This window comes from Ekhidna sp. (assembly GCF_965247405.1).
Lineage (GTDB): Bacteria > Bacteroidota > Bacteroidia > Cytophagales > Cyclobacteriaceae > Ekhidna.
This window is the reverse complement of the sequence record NZ_OZ252014.1, coordinates 2510325-2527400: the sequence shown is the minus strand read 5'-3', so window position 1 is coordinate 2527400 and position 17076 is coordinate 2510325. Positions and strand designations below refer to the sequence as shown.

Annotated in this window: 14 protein-coding genes; 3 read left to right on the top strand and 11 right to left on the bottom strand. The window is 43.1% G+C overall.

The features are described 5' to 3' along the window. Nucleotides 1–75: 75 nt before the first annotated feature. Nucleotides 76–729 (top strand): lysoplasmalogenase, encoded by a 654-nt coding sequence (locus ACP14Y_RS11470; protein WP_424963101.1) that lies wholly within the window; start codon nt 76–78, stop codon nt 727–729. 151 nt (nt 730–880) lie between these two features. Here ACP14Y_RS11470 and ACP14Y_RS11465 read toward each other — a convergent pair whose 3' ends face one another. The 5 genes from ACP14Y_RS11465 to ACP14Y_RS11445 all read right to left on the bottom strand — a co-directional run bounded on the left by ACP14Y_RS11465 (nt 881) and on the right by ACP14Y_RS11445 (nt 5296). Continuing rightward, nucleotides 881–1771, bottom strand: coding sequence for a hypothetical protein (locus ACP14Y_RS11465; RefSeq protein WP_424963100.1), 891 nt, complete (start codon nt 1769–1771; stop codon nt 881–883). A gap of 171 nt (nt 1772–1942) precedes the next feature. Further along, nucleotides 1943–3061, bottom strand: coding sequence for a molecular chaperone DnaJ (gene dnaJ / locus ACP14Y_RS11460; RefSeq protein ID WP_424963099.1), 1119 nt, complete (start codon nt 3059–3061; stop codon nt 1943–1945). 1 nt (nt 3062) lies between these two features. After that, entirely contained in the window at nt 3063–3656 is a 594-nt protein-coding gene (locus ACP14Y_RS11455; protein ID WP_424963098.1) for a nucleotide exchange factor GrpE, read from the bottom strand. A gap of 71 nt (nt 3657–3727) precedes the next feature. Further along, the gene (obgE, locus tag ACP14Y_RS11450; RefSeq protein ID WP_424963097.1) at nt 3728–4714 is read right to left on the bottom strand and encodes a GTPase ObgE; all 987 of its coding nucleotides are present in this window, start codon (nt 4712–4714) and stop codon (nt 3728–3730) included. Between the two features lie 6 nt (nt 4715–4720). Then, complete coding sequence (locus tag ACP14Y_RS11445) at nt 4721–5296, bottom strand: adenylate kinase (RefSeq protein WP_424963096.1); 576 nt, start codon at nt 5294–5296, stop codon at nt 4721–4723. Between the two features lie 92 nt (nt 5297–5388). Between ACP14Y_RS11445 and ACP14Y_RS11440 the strand changes: the two genes are divergently transcribed. After that, nucleotides 5389–5838: a hypothetical protein gene (locus ACP14Y_RS11440; protein WP_424963095.1), complete on the top strand. Its 450-nt coding sequence runs from the start codon at nt 5389–5391 to the stop codon at nt 5836–5838. Here the strand turns inward: ACP14Y_RS11440 and sdaAA are convergent. Continuing rightward, a complete protein-coding gene (sdaAA, locus tag ACP14Y_RS11435; protein ID WP_424963094.1) occupies nt 5835–6743 on the bottom strand; it encodes an L-serine ammonia-lyase, iron-sulfur-dependent, subunit alpha in 909 nt (302 codons plus the stop codon). The two genes, ACP14Y_RS11440 and sdaAA, sit on opposite strands and share 4 nt — an antisense overlap. Nucleotides 6744–6823: 80 nt before the next feature. Here sdaAA and hemE point away from each other — a divergent pair, with 80 nt between their 5' ends. Further along, complete coding sequence (gene hemE, locus ACP14Y_RS11430; RefSeq protein ID WP_424963093.1) at nt 6824–7846, top strand: uroporphyrinogen decarboxylase; 1023 nt, start codon at nt 6824–6826, stop codon at nt 7844–7846. Here the strand turns inward: hemE and ACP14Y_RS11425 are convergent. From ACP14Y_RS11425 to porU, 5 genes are all read right to left on the bottom strand, one after another. Next, nucleotides 7840–10179, bottom strand: coding sequence for a response regulator (locus tag ACP14Y_RS11425; protein ID WP_424963092.1), 2340 nt, complete (start codon nt 10177–10179; stop codon nt 7840–7842). The genes hemE and ACP14Y_RS11425 overlap by 7 nt on opposite strands. Nucleotides 10180–10196: 17 nt before the next feature. Continuing rightward, nucleotides 10197–11195 (bottom strand): bifunctional heptose 7-phosphate kinase/heptose 1-phosphate adenyltransferase, encoded by a 999-nt coding sequence (locus ACP14Y_RS11420; protein ID WP_424963091.1) that lies wholly within the window; start codon nt 11193–11195, stop codon nt 10197–10199. A gap of 2 nt (nt 11196–11197) precedes the next feature. After that, nucleotides 11198–12394: a pyridoxal phosphate-dependent aminotransferase gene (locus ACP14Y_RS11415; RefSeq protein ID WP_424963090.1), complete on the bottom strand. Its 1197-nt coding sequence runs from the start codon at nt 12392–12394 to the stop codon at nt 11198–11200. A gap of 85 nt (nt 12395–12479) precedes the next feature. Continuing rightward, entirely contained in the window at nt 12480–13688 is a 1209-nt protein-coding gene (porV, locus tag ACP14Y_RS11410; protein ID WP_424963089.1) for a type IX secretion system outer membrane channel protein PorV, read from the bottom strand. 97 nt (nt 13689–13785) lie between these two features. Then, nucleotides 13786–17076 (bottom strand): type IX secretion system sortase PorU, encoded by a 3291-nt coding sequence (gene porU, locus ACP14Y_RS11405; RefSeq protein ID WP_424963088.1) that lies wholly within the window; start codon nt 17074–17076, stop codon nt 13786–13788.

Genomic DNA, 17076 nt, shown 5'->3' with positions numbered 1-17076 from the left:
CTTATAACGTGTAATCATACATCAGTTGCCAATTTCCCTCTCACTTTTTAGATTGCTTTATATAAAACCTAAACAATGCCTAACCTAATATTATGGATCTATATCGCGGTATCAGTCGCGAATGTCATCGCTAAAGTAATCCCTTCGGAAGAGCTGGAACAGTTTACCAAACCACTGCTGATGCCGCTGCTCATGTTTTATGTGTATAGATCCAGCATCGGTAAGACTACCCTTAGAGTCTTGCTGCTCAGCGGTGCATTGCTATTCTCCTGGCTGGGAGATGTGGTGCTTATGTACCAGGCTGACGAACGGTTTTTTATGGCTGGGATCGGGCTGTTCCTGATCGCACAGGTCATCTATGTAGTGGTGCTGCGTCGGTCATCGTATCAACGACCCGGTTTCAATCTTTACCGGATATTTCCTTTTCTTTTATACGGTTTAGCATTGTGGTACCTGTTATTGCCTGCCGGTGATTTTACCATCCCAATCCTGGTATATGGATCTGTTATTATGACTATGGCAATTATGGCTCGCTTGCGCGAGGGAAACACTTCGCAAGAGAGCTATCGAATGGCCCTTTATGGTAGTCTTCTGTTTGTTCTGTCCGATTCCATCCTGGCTATCAATTCTTTTCACACAACCATTCCTTATGCGGGAGTGTTTATCATGGCTACTTACTGTACGGCTCAGCTGTTATTGGTAAAAGGGTTGTTGGCACACGTGGAATAACTAACCAACCATAGAGAAGAGTAAAAGCTTAACCGCTAAGAACACTGAGGTTTTGCACAGAGAGCACAAAAGAGAATGAACACAAAAAAATGATATGAACATACTCTGTGATCTCAGCGGAAAACTCCGTGACCTCTGTGGTTAGTTAAAATTAATCGGTGTACTTAAAGCGTACCATACCGAGGGCGACATCTACATCGAAGGTGAGCAGGTTATCGGCTTTTGCGTCGTAGCTCATGTTTACGAATACATTCTTTTCTACCTCTTCAAAACCATCAGCTATTTTAACTGCACAAAGTGGTGAGTCTTTAATCACAATTCGAACGGGTGTGCCTCCTCTTGGAAGAAGGATTTCCAGATTGCCTGCTCCTACCGAAGCATCGATGCTGCATTTTTCTTTCATCTCACGATCAAAGTCCAGCAATACATTCCCAAATCCAATTTTGGTGATCACCTTATCTGCACGTGTTAAATCCATTCTTTTGGCTACAATGGATCCAAAATCAGCCTTCACATAGAAAGTATCCATTCGGATGGGATTCATGTTGCCATCATCATACCCCACCACGATATCTGCACTCCCGGATTTGATCTTCAATCGCTGCACTGATGAACCCGTCAGGTTTACATCTGCATTACCAAAACCATAGATCAAATTTAGCCGATAGATTTCATCATTGTTAAGGTTAACCTTCCAGAAGTCATTGTCTTTGTCATTTCTGGAAACCGCCATAGAGAAGCTATCCCCAAAGCCTGATGAATTGTACTCGTCAAGCACCAGTTTGGCATAGCAGGTTCTGTTTTTAACCTTGTTTGCAAATGTAGGATTGATCTTTTCAAGATCGGGATTACCATAAATGGTTAAAGGATTGTCGTCTGAATCGGCTTGTTTCAGTAAGCAGTTGGTAGCGGTGGCTTTAAGGTAGAAGTCAACGGTATCAAACTCTGAAGACTCCTTTATTGTATAAAATTTCTTTAGCTGTGCAAGCGCACTCTGACTCATTAGCAGGATCGTGCCTGCTATCAATACCAACCGCAACATGGATTCTTATTACGATAAGGCTACCTGTAGGTTACGTTTATTATGGCGAATCAGATAAAAACTTTGACATTTAAGGATTTAACCACAAAGAATGCTCAGTATTCCGACGGAGTACTCAGAATACTTTAGTTGCAAACTCCCAGGTTTGCCTATAAACCACTCTGCGATTTACTAAAAGAATTCCTTCATCCGTTCAAAAAAGCTCTTGTCTGCTTTGCCCGGATCAGGCTGGAAATTTGGGGATTCTCTCAACGCCTCCAGCGCTTCTTTTTCGTCTGCACTGAGTTTCTTAGGTGTCCAAACATTTACATGTACCAGCTGATCTCCCTGACCGTAACCTTCTACCGACTTAATTCCTTTTCCTCTCAACCGGAGGATTTTGCCGCTTTGTGTGCCCGGATCAATCTTGATTTTTACTTTTCCATCTATGGTCGGTACTTCGATTGAGGTACCCAATGCCGCATCAATAAAATTGACGTACAAATCATAGATCACATTGTTACCGTCTCTTTTGAGAATATCATCCTCTACCTCTTCTACCAGGATTAACAAATCACCGGGTATACCACCTGCAACTTCATTTCCTTTCCCAGACATGGAAAGCTGCATGCCATCCGTTACCCCGGCAGGAATCTTAATTGGAATGACTTCCTCCTGGCGCTTCAATCCAGAACTGTCCACCCCAGCAGCCCGACTTTCCACCGTCTGACCACTACCGCCACATGCAGGACAGGTTGAAGTGCTCATCATCTGACCCAGCATGGTATTCATCACCTTTCGTACCTGGCCAGTACCATTACAGCTCGAACACGTTTGGAATTTGGTGTTCGGATCAACAACCAGTCTGTTTACTTTAATCTTTTTCTCAACCCCGTGGGCTACCTCCTCCAGGGTTAATTTGAGTTTAATTCGAAGGTTTGTTCCTTTTCGGGTTCTGCGTCCACCACGGCTACCGCCACCGCCAAAGAAGCTTTCAAACGGGCTGCCGCCACCGAAAATATCTCCAAACTGAGAGAAGATATCGTCCATGTTCATGCCTCCACCGCTGAAGCCGCCACCAGCTCCACCGACTCCCTGATGACCAAACTGGTCATACCGCTGACGTTTCTCATCATTGCTAAGCACCTCATAGGCCTCAGCCGCTTCTTTAAACTTCTCTTCCGCCTCTTTATCGTCAGGGTTTTTGTCCGGGTGAAATTTGATAGCAATCTTCCGATAAGCCTTTTTCAGCTCATCCTTGCTCGCCGAACGATCAACTCCTAATATTTCGTAATAATCTCGTTTTGCCATGTTATTGCTTCGCTCCTACAACCACTTTTGCAAATCGCACCACTGTTTCTCCCAGTGTGTATCCATTCTCCACCACATCTACAATCTTCCCTTCCAGCTTTTTCTCTGCCGGTATCTGGGTGATTGCTTCGTGCTTTTCATCATCAAAATCATCTCCCTTTTTTACCTCCATTTTTTTCAAACCACGGTTTTGAAGGGATTTATTGAGTTTGTTCTGGATGAGCTCCATGCCTTCTCTCAAAGCCTTGATATCTTCACTGCCTTCAGAAGCATTCATCGCACGCTCAAAATCATCGAGCACTGGCAATAGGTCAGCCATCAAATCTTTGTTGGCCGTACTGATCAGATCCAGCTTTTCTTTGGATGTCCTTCTCCGGAAGTTCTCGAACTCAGAGTACAGACGAAGGTATTTGTCTTTGGCCTCTCCAAGCTGCTCTTCTAATGTCGGCTCGGTAGATTCTTCCTCTGCTTCATTCTCAGCTTTTTCCTGGCCATCTTGCTCTTCCTGCTCCTCGATCTGTTCGTCCTTTACCTGAGCTTCCTGCTCCTCTGATACTTCCTGCTCTTTATTCACTTTTTCTTTTGTTTCCTTCATTCTTTCAACATGCTTAAAGACGCACTGAAATTGACAATTTCTTTGCCAATGATCACAGATGTGCCATTATGTCAGTTATTTAAAAAATGCCAGATTTTGTCTTTCAGCTCCTGTAAGCCATACCCGGTAACGCTGGAGATAAACAAGGTTTCAATCTCCGGTAGTTCCTTTTTCATCTCAGCCATCAACTCTTCATCCAGCATGTCTGATTTGGAGATGGCCAGCAACCGATCCTTGTCCATCAATTCGGGATTATGTTTCTTCAGCTCTCCACTAAGAATATCGTATTCCTTTCGTATGTCAGATGCATCGGCGGGGATCATGAAAAGCAAGATGGAATTCCGCTCTATATGCCGTAGAAACCGATTACCTAAGCCTTTCCCTTCTGCCGCACCTTCAATGATCCCGGGAATATCAGCCATCACAAAGGACTTGTAATCCCGATAAGGAACAACGCCTAGATTTGGAACGAGTGTGGTGAACGGATAATCTGCTATTTCGGGTTTCGCCTCAGATACCACAGAAAGCAAGGTTGACTTTCCGGCATTTGGGAAGCCGACCAATCCTACATCGGCCAAAATTTTCAACTCAAGGATGATCCAGGCTTCCTTGCCCTCTATACCTGGCTGTGCATATCGTGGGGTCTGATTGGTGGACGATTTATAATGTACGTTTCCCAAGCCACCTTTACCACCCGGAAGCAGCACTTTCTCTTCTCCATCCTCCATGATCTCCAGCAGCTTCTCGCCCGTTTCAGAATCTTTAGCTATTGTACCAATGGGTACTTCGAGAATGATGTCTTCACCGTCTTTGCCAAACTTACGATTGCCCTCACCATGACCACCATTCTCTGCAGTAATGTGCTTGCGATATTTTAAATGTAGTAGCGTCCAAAGCTGACTGTTGCCACGCAAAATAAGATTGCCTCCATGCCCACCGTCTCCACCATCAGGGCCACCTTTTGGCACATGCTTTTCCCGTCGAAAATGTACAGACCCAGCTCCGCCATCACCTGATTTGGCGTAGAATTTTACGTAATCAATGAAATTGGATTCCATAGGTCTTTAGACCTCCAGCGCAGATACAGTCTTGTCGATCTCCTTAGAAATATCGTCAATGTCTCCGATACCGTTTACCGTAGTAAGCCTCCCTTGTTCTTTGTAAAACGGAAGGACGTGAACGGTCTTAGTAAAATACTCTTTAATTCGTCTATCGAGTTTATCTGACGCATCGTCCACTCGATTTTCAAGCTCTTTTCGCTTGGCAATTCTTTGTCTAACCTCTTCCTCGGTCACTTTCAATTCAATAACTGAATGAATCTTGCTGCCCATTGACTCCATAAGGCTGTCCAGTGCTTTGGCCTGATCTACCGTACGAGGAAAGCCATCAAACAAGAATCCTTTTGCATCCGGATTTTTTTCCACCTCTTCCTTTAGCATGGCAATGGTAATGTCGTCGGAAACCAACTGACCACTATCCATGATTTCTTTTACTTTTTGTCCAAGCTCAGTATCGTTCTTTGTATGCCACCTGAATAGATCACCGGTTGAGATGTGACACAGACCATGATTCTCTATTAGTCGCTCACTTTGAGTTCCTTTTCCCGCTCCCGGAGGACCAAATATTATAAGATTTAGCATACCTTCAATTTGTAAAAAGCGACAAAGATAAGGGCTAAATATTTTTCGAGCGGTCTGTTTTTAAACTAGTCTCATTAAGTTAGCCAACTATTATGGCTACAGCCCTGAAATATTTCACTGTTTACTTTCTGAGCGGACTTAAATTTGTCTTTGGACCCGCCTTTGGAGTGGCGAACGACCTACCTATTGTTGCCATTATTATACTCACCGCACTAGGTATGATGACCACCATCTACCTATTCACATTTTTTGGAAATGAAATTCGTCAGTTTTTCGGAAGGTTTAGAAAAAACAAAAAAGTGTTTTCTAAGAAAAGCAGACGATTTGTTCGAATGTGGAGAAAGTTTGGCTTAAAGGGCATGTGCCTTTTAACTCCACTTTTGTTGACTCCTCCAGGTGGCGGATTACTTGTAAACCTCCTTGGATCTAAAAAGAGACTTATTTTAAAATGGATGTGGATCAGTGCGATTCTCTGGAGCACAGTCATCACACTTGTAGTTAAGTATGCCTTCTGGTTGATTGAGGATTTTGTCTCATTTTAATCCTCTTCTGGCTCGTCATCCATCACTTCGATATCCTGGATCAGGACACGTTTAGAGATGGCCCGACCTGTTGGTGTGGCTGCCAGTCCTCCTTCAGCTGTTTCCTTGTATCGAGCTTCCATACTCTGCCCTACTTCTCCCATTGCATCTACGCATTCATCTACCGGGATAACCGGGCTTACATCGGCTAGGGCAATTTGAGCTGAGGAATTTGCAATTGCTGCTGCACTGGCATTTCGAACAACACATGGGATTTCTACTAATCCAGCAACTGGGTCACAAACCAGCCCAAGCATACACTGAATCGTAATGGCTACTGCATTGAAAACCTGATCATCATTTCCTCCCAGGCAATAGGTAATGCCTGCTGAGGCCATGGCTGCCGCAGCACCTGTCTCTGCCTGGCAACCTCCAACTGCTCCGGCGATGGATGCTCTCTTCTCTAAGATTAGTGCTACACCCGCACCAATGAGGAGCGCTTCATATATTTTTCGATCAGGAATATTGTGGATTTCCTGCAAAGTCACCAATGTGCCTGGCAAAATTCCACTGGCGCCAGCAGTGGGTGCCGCTACCACTCGCCCCATGCATGAGTTAACCTCCTTAGCCGCTAAGGCCCGCGCCACTAGTTTTTGGAATTCTGTTGAAAGCACCGCCTTCGGAAAGTTCATCACTTTTTTTGCACCATTATTGATCATCCCGGAGTAAGAACTCATCTCTTCCTCCAGTCCGGATTTTACAGCCTCTTTCATCACTTGGTAGGCCTGATCAATCCCATTCCAAATATCCTCTTCTTTTTTTCCTTTTTGATTGATTTCAAAATCAAGAACAGGTCTATACAAAGGAAGGCCTTTCTCCATACACTCCTTTTTCCACTCTTCGAAACTGTTAAACAAAACGCCCATACTCAAAGATACAATTTGTTTAGCCCATTAACTGATGCTTTGTCTCCTGAGTTTCTTAAGGGATGCCTATTTTTGCGGCCATGCTAAAAAATGACCTTATTTTAAGAGCTGCCAGAGGTGAGAAAACAGAACGTACTCCCGTATGGCTGATGAGACAAGCTGGTAGAATACTTCCTGAATATCGAGCGGTAAGAAATAGCCTCTCCGGATTCAAGGAGTTGGTAGAAACACCTGAATTGGCCGCTGAGGTCACCATACAGCCTGTGGATTTACTGGGTGTGGATGCTGCAATTATCTTCTCTGATATTTTGGTCATTCCTGAAGCTATGGGACTTACCTATGAGATGGTGGAGAAAAAAGGGCCTCATTTTCCTAAAACAGTAAAAGCTACTTCGGATATCGACGCATTAAAGGTGGCTGACCCTGCTGATCTTGGATATGTTTATGAAGCCATCCAAATCACCAAGAAAGAACTGAGCGGAAGAGTGCCGCTTATCGGATTTGCAGGAGCACCCTGGACCATCTTTTCCTATATGATCGAAGGGGGTGGTAGCAAAACGTTCTCTCAGGCCAGAAGGCTGCTTTATTCTGAACCTGCCATGGCTGACCGATTATTGGACATGATCACTGAATCCACAATCGGGTATCTTAAACAACAGGTGCAAGCCGGTGCGGATATGCTTCAGGTTTTTGATTCCTGGGCGGGTGTTTTGCCTCCTGAGCATTACTCCCGATTCTCACTCAAGTATATCTCAAAGATCTGTGATGCAATCACCGAAGTGCCCATCACTGTTTTTGCCAAGGGAGCCTGGTGGGCATTGTCAGAGATGAACGATCTCAAATGTAGAACAGTAGGACTCGACTGGAACATGAATCCACAAGAGGCTCGCGAAATATTGCCAAATAAAACCCTTCAGGGTAATCTTGATCCTTGTGCGCTTTATGGAAGCAATGATTTGATCAAAGAGGAAACGAAGAAAATGTTAGCAGCATTTGGTGATCATCCACACATCGCAAACCTGGGCCATGGGGTTTATCCGGACACAGACCCTGATAAAGTAAAATACTTCATTCAATCAGTGAAGGAGCTGTCTGCTCACTGATACTTGATATAAAGTGCTATTTTTCTTTTGAGCTCATTTGGATCGAATGGCTTGGTGATGTAGTCATTCATGCCCGCGGCAATCACATCCTGACGTACCTTTAATAAGGCCGAGGCAGTCAATGCAATTATTGGTGTTTTCTCATCAAACGTTCGGATTTTTCGGGTTGCTTTATACCCGTCCATGATTGGCATTTGAAGATCCATTAGTACCAAATCATATGTGTTTTCCTTCATCATCTCTACACCCTCTTGACCATTATGGGCTACTTCCACTCGTAGCTCCCACTTCTTCAGAAATTTTTCAGCAACCATGATATTCATCTGATTGTCTTCCACAAGCAATATTTTCTTCCCAGTGATAATATTGGAATCCTCTTCCTCTTGCACTGCCTCATCAACCTCCGCATGAAGCACCTTCTTAAAGGCTAGATCAAACCAAAATATGGTACCAGAGTCTGGCTCACTTTTAACATATATCTCGGATCCCACCATATTAAGGATTTTTTTAATGATCGCAAGACCAAGTCCGGTACCTCCATATTCACGTGTTGTGGAAGACCCTGCCTGTGTAAATCGCTCAAAAATGACTTTTTGCTTGTCATAAGGAATGCCAATTCCTGAATCAAGTACTTCTATCCGAAGGTTCTGAATTCGATCATCCGCATCCAACACAGTTGTTTTCAGCTTAACATATCCTTTCGAGGTAAACTTCAGAGCATTATTGATCAGGTTATTAAGTACCTGATAAATCCGTGTCTGATCTGCCAGTACCAATGGATGCATGTTTTCATCCAGCTCCAGGACCAGGCTCAATCCTTTTTCCTTTGCCAGCGCAGTGTGCGCCTTTATAATTTTTGCTGCGAGGGTTTCAAGATTTACTTCCGTAAATTCAAACTCGATGGCTCCAGACTCCAGCTTATTATAATCCAGGATGTCATTGATTAACGCCGTAAGATGTTCCGCAGAGAATTGCAATGACTCAAGACTTTCCTTTTGATCATCCCTTGGTTCTTCATTCATCAGGAAATGAGATATCCCAACCACGGCGTTCAATGGCGTTCTGATCTCATGAGAGATCGTGCTTAAAAAGTCTGTCTTTGCCTTGGAGGCATCCTCAGCGGCATCCTTGGCTTTTTTAAGTGAGTGTGCAAAGCGGAACGAAAGGATCAGCGACTGAAAAAAGAAGAATAAGATAAATCCAATAAAAGTAAGAAACGTATTTTCCTGCACTGGTGTGAGGTATACTGAAATAAGATAAACCGCCACCATAAATACGATCCCCGTACTTGCAAATGCGTACTGAGCGCCCGTTCGGTTCCTTTTATAAGCAATCCAATACACATATATCAGGTAAAATATTGCTACGATGACCAGAATGAAAAATGGCTCTACTAAACGTGTGAAAACAATCGTAGGAGCAAAAAGGGAGAGGAGTGAAAATATGGTCGAAATTACGGAAAATCCCAGCAATATGGTTTTCTTGCTGTCCTCAGGGTAGAGGGAATAACTGTACATCGTAAAAATACCACAGGGTATAAAAAGTGCCAGATACTCGGCCCTGATGATCAGCTCCCACGACATGTTGGGATACAATGCATGGATGGCATACTCCCCACTACCAATCATCCGATAGCTAAAAGTGAGGCAAAACAGGGCAAAGAAAAGTACTGATTTTTCGTGCTGCCCGAACATAAATAGTCCCAGGAAGAATAGTCCCCCCATAATCAAACTGCCACTCAACAAGAAGTCATAGCTAAAATCAAAGTCACGTTTTGCATTGAGTACTTTTCTGTCACCAATCATGATTGGCTCACGTACGCCTCCTTTTGTATGGCGGAAATTTGAAACCTGAAGTACGAACTCCAGCGTATTTTGATACCGTGCCAAAGAGAGCACCTTCGGCATCCAGTCAGGGATAGATTCTTCTTTACTCTTACCTACCTTACCATTTTTCCCAAATTCAAACCCATCGTAATACAAAAGATAAGAGTTGTAAGCCTCTCCCAATGAAATGGCTAATTCCGGTGTTTTTGGAGGTAGTATTACTCTGACCCGATAGGTAGCATAGCCTGTATTCGTCAGCTCTTGCCCATTTCGGGTTGTCCCACCATTCCACAATTTTGGGAAACTGTAGTAATCAGGTTCATAATACTTGATAGAATCCGGCTTTAAGAGCTTCTTCCAATAAAACTCCCATTCGCCATTTAGCGGTACTGCATTATTCTTAAGGTCGGTTTTGGAAAGATCGATGACGCCTTCTATTACCTCCTGACTGTTGGAGTTGAATGGCATCCACAAAAGGATGATGAGTGCTATTCCGAATCTTTTCATGGCTGTCACTAGCCAAATTAAAGATATTTTTTGAGTATCGGATTTTCTTTGGCTTCCTGAAATAGTTTTTCCTTATCGATTGGAACCACACCGGGCATTTCACAGACCATTCCACCACCAATATTAGCAAGCTCTGCAATGAACTCCAGCGGCAAACCAAGTGTCAAACAAAGGCCTGCAATGCTTATTACAGTGTCTCCGGCTCCAAGTACCTCCACAATCCTTCGCGGATGAGAATCCAGCTTTCCTGACTCCCTTCCTGAATCATAGAAAATTCCATTTTTAGAGAGTGTAATAAAATAGTTATCTGCTGCTACGCTTTCTTTTAGCTGAGTGGCTGCATTGGCCAATTGTTTCTCGTCCAATGCGTCAAATTCAATTTCTAATCCGTCCTGAAGATCTGCCACATTTACTTTAAAAAGAGATACTCCCTGATATTTGGTGAAGTTTCTTCGTTTTGGGTCTACGGCAATAGGAATGTTTTTGTCTTTTGCCAGCTTAATCGTTTGCTTGATCACCTCTGGATTGATCGTCCCTTTGTCATAATCCTCAAAGATGACCAAGTCACACTCGTCCAATAGGTTTTTGATGTGATGGAGCAATGATTTTTGGTCCAACTCAATCAATGGATGAACGTCCTCATTGTCTACCCGAATAAGGTGCTGAAGTCCGGATGTAATTCTCAGCTTGGTAGTGGTTACCCTATTCTGACTTCTGATTATGCCTTTGTTAGGCATATTTTCATAGTCTAGTAACTGTTCAAATGTTTCTCCATCCGCATCATCACCTACTACCGAACATAAAATAGGTGTAGCTCCCAGGGCCCGCAGGTTCATTGCCACATTTGCTGCACCCCCCAACCTGCTCTCCTTTTTCTCCAGATTTAGTACAGGCACAGGCGCTTCCTTGGATATTTTATTGGCTTTGCCTCGCATGTAGTAGTCAACCACAACGTCTCCTACTACGAGAACTGTTTTACCCTTAAAAGCTTCAAATACTTCATCTACAGACTTCATGACTAGGATAATTTAGCTAAAGAAACAGTCATTTTCGCTATCGCTTTCTTTAAATCCTCCTCCGATGCTGCATAAGAAAGCCTTAAACATTCCGGATCGCCAAATGCTTCTCCTGTAACGAGTGACACATGCGCATCTTCCAACAGGAACATACACAGATCATTTACAGTGTCAATTTTTGTATCTCCATGTGATTTACCCAGGTAATGTCTGACGTTTGGGAAAAAGTAAAATGCACCTTGCGGCATATTCACTTCGAAACCAGGGATCTCTTTCAATAAATTGTAAACCAATGATCGTCTTTGTTCATAGGCTTTAGCCATCTCCTTGGTTGGCTCCATCGATCCGGTCAGGGCTGTCAATGCTGCTCTTTGAGCTATTGAGCAGTTTCCGGAAGTGTATTGCCCCTGCATCTTGTTTGCAGCCTTGGCTATCCATAGCGGCGCACCAATATAGCCCACTCTCCAGCCTGTCATTGCAAATCCTTTGGAAAATCCATTAACCGTCACGGTTCGCTCCAGCATGCCGTCTAGCGTACCGATGCTTTCGTGTTTGCTTCCAAAATTTATGAGCTCATAAATTTCATCCGAAATAACAGTAATATCTTTTCTGTCTTGAAGCACTCCCGCAATTCCTTCCAGTTCTTCTCTGGTAAAAACAGATCCTGTAGGATTGCAAGGAGAGGAGAATATGATGGCTTTTGTTTTGTCAGTAATCGCTTCTTTGATTTGATCCGCTGTGGCCTTGAAATCGTTTTCGATTGTTCCACGAACGAAAACCGGTTTGCCTTCAGCCAAAAGAATCATCGCTGAATAACTCACCCAGTAGGGAGTCAGCACGATCACTTCATCACCGGGATTTAAGATGGCCATGAAAACATTGGCTATTGACTGCTTGGCTCCATTGGAAACGACGATTTGATCAGGGCCATAATCCAGCCCATTGTCTCTTTGAAATTTTTCAGAAATCGCTTTTCTTAAATCTAAATAGCCGTTTACCGGTGGGTAGGCAAAATAGTTTTCAGATTTAATCGCCTCCATCGCACCTTCCTGGATGTGTTTAGGCGTTTTAAAATCCGGCTCTCCTAAACTTAAACTAATGACCTCTACTCCTCTTTCTTTCATTTCTCTAGCCTTGGCAGCCATGGCAAGTGTAGCAGATTCAGGAATGCTTTTGATGCGATTGGAAAGTGCGTTCATACAAATAATTTTTGCAAAAATAGAAAGGAAGAGTCAACTCCACATGGGGTCACTCTTCCTTTTAAAAATGTCTTAAAGGTAAATCTTAACCTTCTCCGTCCTGGCTTTTATCTAAATTGAAAAGCAAGGAGATTCTTAAGGTGTCGGCTAATGGATGGTTTTGTCCTTTTGGAATTAGATAGGAGAAATCAAAACCAAAGATCTGGTACCTGAAACCGGCTCCTACAGTAAAATATTTTCGGTCTCCTTTGTTCTCATGTTCTGCAAAATAGCCCGCTCTTGCAGCGAAGATGTCACGGTACCAGTACTCTGCTCCGATGGAATAGGTGAGCTCCTGTAGTTCTTCTTTGAATCCTCGGGGTGCATCTCCAAAGGAGCCAAATGTTCCGGAAAGTAGTGGTCTATCAGGGTCTTTTCCTTTTGCTATAATCTTATTTCCATCACTGTCCGTCTCAATGTTTCCGTTTCCATCTGTTTGATAAATGGGAGGTGTAGGAACCATCAGTTTATTTATGTCAAATGCCAACGTGATTGTATTGTATGGATCAAGATTTGTCTTAAATGCAGATCCCAACCTGAAATTGGCTGGAATAAAGTTTTCATTACTCTCTGCGCTATAGGTGATCTTTTGCCCGATGTTAGACATGTGTACCCCAAGGGATAACTCTGAATTTTTTCCTGATAACATAAATGGTTTGGTATAAAACCATCCCAAATCAACCGCTACTGATGTTCCTGCTTTGGCATCCGGTGCTCCGGTGATGTTGCCGGCAAGATTGGACCATATAAACCTTAAAGTCACCCCAACACTCATCCGCTCCGAAAGCTTTCTGGAATACGTTCCATCAAAAGCAAGCTCGCTTGGATTTTCCACACCGTTTGGATTTGCAAACTCATCGTAAAGCGCAATTTCTCCCAAATCAAAATACCTGAAAGAAGCACCAAACGTTTGTGTCTGATCAATTTTTTTATAGAATGACAGGTAGTTCAAAGACATATCGTCGACAATGTTTCCTAACCACGGAGAGTAAGAAAAGGAAAAGCCCATGTCTGTTTCTATGAAAGCCAGTTTTGCATTGTTCCAATGTACACTGTTGGCATCCGGTGAAGTGGCCACTCCTGCATCACCCATGGCAGATGCCCGGCTGTCTGGTGCAAAACCCAAAAATGGAACTGCAACGGTAATAGGATTGCGCAAACTGTCTTGGCCGGAAATAAAGGACGACTGACCAAAGGTCTGAACAGCTGTAAAAATTAGAAGGATTGCGAATATCTTCTTCTCAAGATGATTCATTCGAATGATTTTATAAAAGGATGCCAAACTTAACATTATCAGGTGAATACCAATTAATATTTTGAATAAAACTGCTGATTTTCAAATAACTAATGCATTAATAATCTAGAATAACGAGCTTTTGATTGATTTCTTTCATTGAACCATCCAATTTGCTTTGAATTATTAATCTAGAATAATAAATACCTTGAATCAACTCTTCCCCAGTATCTGTCAATGCATTCCAGGGTATTTCAATTAATCGCTGGCTATTCTCAAAAAGTAACTGCTTTTTACACACTACATCGCCACCTGAGCTATAAATCAGCATAGTCACATTCAGGTCTTCATCTTCTCGATCATGCTCAAAAGAGAAAGTAGCTGCATCTCTAACCGGGTTAGGATAAGTGATTGGATTGTAGACAAACAGGATTGACTGATCTGTAACCTCAAATGCAATCGTCGATTCGGATGCATTATTATGTGTATCCCAAACCTTCAGTGTAGCGTTATACCTGCCTGGCTCCAGGTTTTGCAATGGATAAACCACAGTACCACGTTGATAGCTATCTGTATCTGCAGTATAATAATCATTCAGGTTAAAGGTTTCACCCGCCATTGTAAGGGTAACCCCCTGAACAACACCTGAACGAGTGGTAGTGATTCCGCTTTCATCTTCAAGGTGAGCGATCAACAGCGGTGAATCTCCGACAATATCTCCATCATTAAATGATTCATCATTCATGAAAGCGGTAATTACCGGTGCTTCATTGTCTTCCGCTGGATTTTCTTCAGAGCCACCAATCACAAATTCTCGGGATGAACCTCCTGCATCTACATTATTTTCCTCATCCCATGCGTAAAGGCTTAATTTACCTCTTTGATACTGATAGGAGATATTTTTAGGCACAATGAAGGTGAATGAAAATATGCCGTCTGTTACGGTCGCTTCTCCTCTAAAAAGCGCATTACTTCTTAGTTGATATGTGTAAGGTGTACTTTCCTGTCCCTTGGTCTTAAACGCCTGTTTCACATCAAAAATACCTACTATGAGTTGACCGTTGAAGTCCGCTTGCAATGAACCATTATCCTCAATCCGGCCTGTAAAAGTGATTTCTTCCAAAGCACTTAGTGTGTCTGGATCCACTCCAATTTCGTTGATTACAATATCAAGTTTGGGATATGCGGCCATCATCATGGGATCACCTAGTAGTGTGAAATTTCTATTCACGGGCCCTTCCAGTCCTTCATTTTTTGTCAGGCGAATCACATCACCTAATCTAAGGTTTTGGTTGGCTTCTTTTCTAAATATATTTTCATGAAAGGCTTGATTCAAGCTAAAGTTTGTACTGGCGAAAACCGGGCGACTTGTTGTTAGAAGTGCAATTCCCCCACCTTGCTCGGATAAAAGCAACTCCTCTGCTCCAGAAACACGGATCGGATCATCATAGCGACCAAACTCACAAGTGGCGGTTACAAAAATCGGCAACTTATTTCGGTTGGTAAGCTGCTCAATATCCGAACGAGTAAGAACTTCTTCTTCCGTCCACAGCCTTTCATTTCCATGACCGATAAAGTTGACTGTGAAGGTCCCGTTTTTAATTCTTGTTTTCAATGCTGCATTGGCTTGCGGAGACTTCTCCGATGACCCGGAGGATTCCTGTGCAAAAGCATCTAGCAAAACTTTGTTGATATTGTACAGAGCGTAGGTTGTATCTACCAGCTCCGATAGCTCTTCCACATGCCTTGCGTGGACATTACTATCCCCATCATCACCCACGTAGGTGATTTCACTACGCCATCTACCAAGTGTATTGGGACTGGTGCTATAGTAGATAATCTTATCCACCATCGACTGTGCCTCTTCCTTTGATTTGGCTGGCAGACGTCCAACACCGATTTCAAGTGTATGATCGCCAGCTACAGACTCCTCCCACACCCCTTCATCCTCTTCGAAAAAGCCAAAATAGTCATCCGAAGAATAGCTGAAAATCGGGTGAAAGCTTTCCCTGGACTCATAGGTTGGGACATAGTTTGTATTGCTGTTGATTCGATCTTTGAAGTCATATGAGCAATCACCTAATAACAGAAGATACTTGAGCTGGTCTCCGTTATCGGAGAGATGTTTTGCATAATCTCTAATCGCGGTGACATCCTGGCGACCAGAAGAAAACTCGTTGTAAACCTCAGTGGTGGTAACTACCTGAACACTCAATCCATCATGGGACTGGTGAAACTGAGCTAGCTGTAAAGCCTCCTCCTCAAATTTTGGATGAGTGATAATGACACCATCGAAATTGGTGTTTCCTCTTAGATTTTGATTTGGAACTGAGCCAAAAACGAAAGGCGCGGGGAAGTCACTCCCCTCAAAGATCACATACTCTTCTACCTGAGAATTTTGACTTTTAAACACCGCCTTATCACCGGACACTGAAAATTGCTGCTCCGTAACATTTGTAGGGTCGGTTACCTCCCAAATGATAGCGCCAGATCCATTTTCAACCTCATATTGCAAAAGCTCTCCTATATTTTCAATCCATCGGAAGTGTGTCTCAGCGTTGTACAATTGCAAATTTCTCTCATAAGTGAGTGAGTAAAAATCTATGTACCCTCGCTCACCGGAGGCGTTACCGTCAAAGCTGATTTCTAAATCAAAATCGGAATTGGATGGAAAAGTAAATGTTCCTGTTTCCTGTCTTGCCTTGATGCTGTACGTAGTGCCGGGCCCATCTGGAACTGACGCAATGGAGACAGTGCCAATTAAACCTGATCCTGATGAAATATCAAACGAGCCACCCTCTGATGATTGGCTTACACCGCTGAGGGTAATCGTAACATCCGAAGAAAGGCCATCGATGAGATGCGAAAATGATTGTGATTCACCACTATTTAGGGTTTCTCCATACCATCCTCTTCCAGAGGAAATCAGATTGATTGCATCTTCTTCAAAGACGGTGTGATCATTAAAAGTCATAACTGTGGCGGTAGCCGTAGCTGTCAAGTTTGCTTTTTCTGTAACTCTCTTTCCATTTTCACCGTCAATTCGAAGAAAGTAATAGGCAGTATCTGAATAAATATTCTTTTCATAAATAAGGCCGGTATCCGACCAGACTTTCTTATCAGGGCTTACTCCATAGAAGAGGATATAATCATTTTGGTCAAAGGATCCGTCCGATTCTCCTGCCACATGAATGGCATTCTCCAATAGATCTGCTGGTCTGGATTCACTATTGGCCTGAGGTAGAATCCCACCAACACCATTTCCATACAGTTTGATTTTCTCCGGATTGATTGATGATGGTACTCCAAGCACATCCAGAGTGTTTCGATCGATTTTATAAAGACCTGTCTCTGTGATACCCACTTTAAACCAGGTTCCATTTGACAAAACGGAAGACTGTGCCTTCAC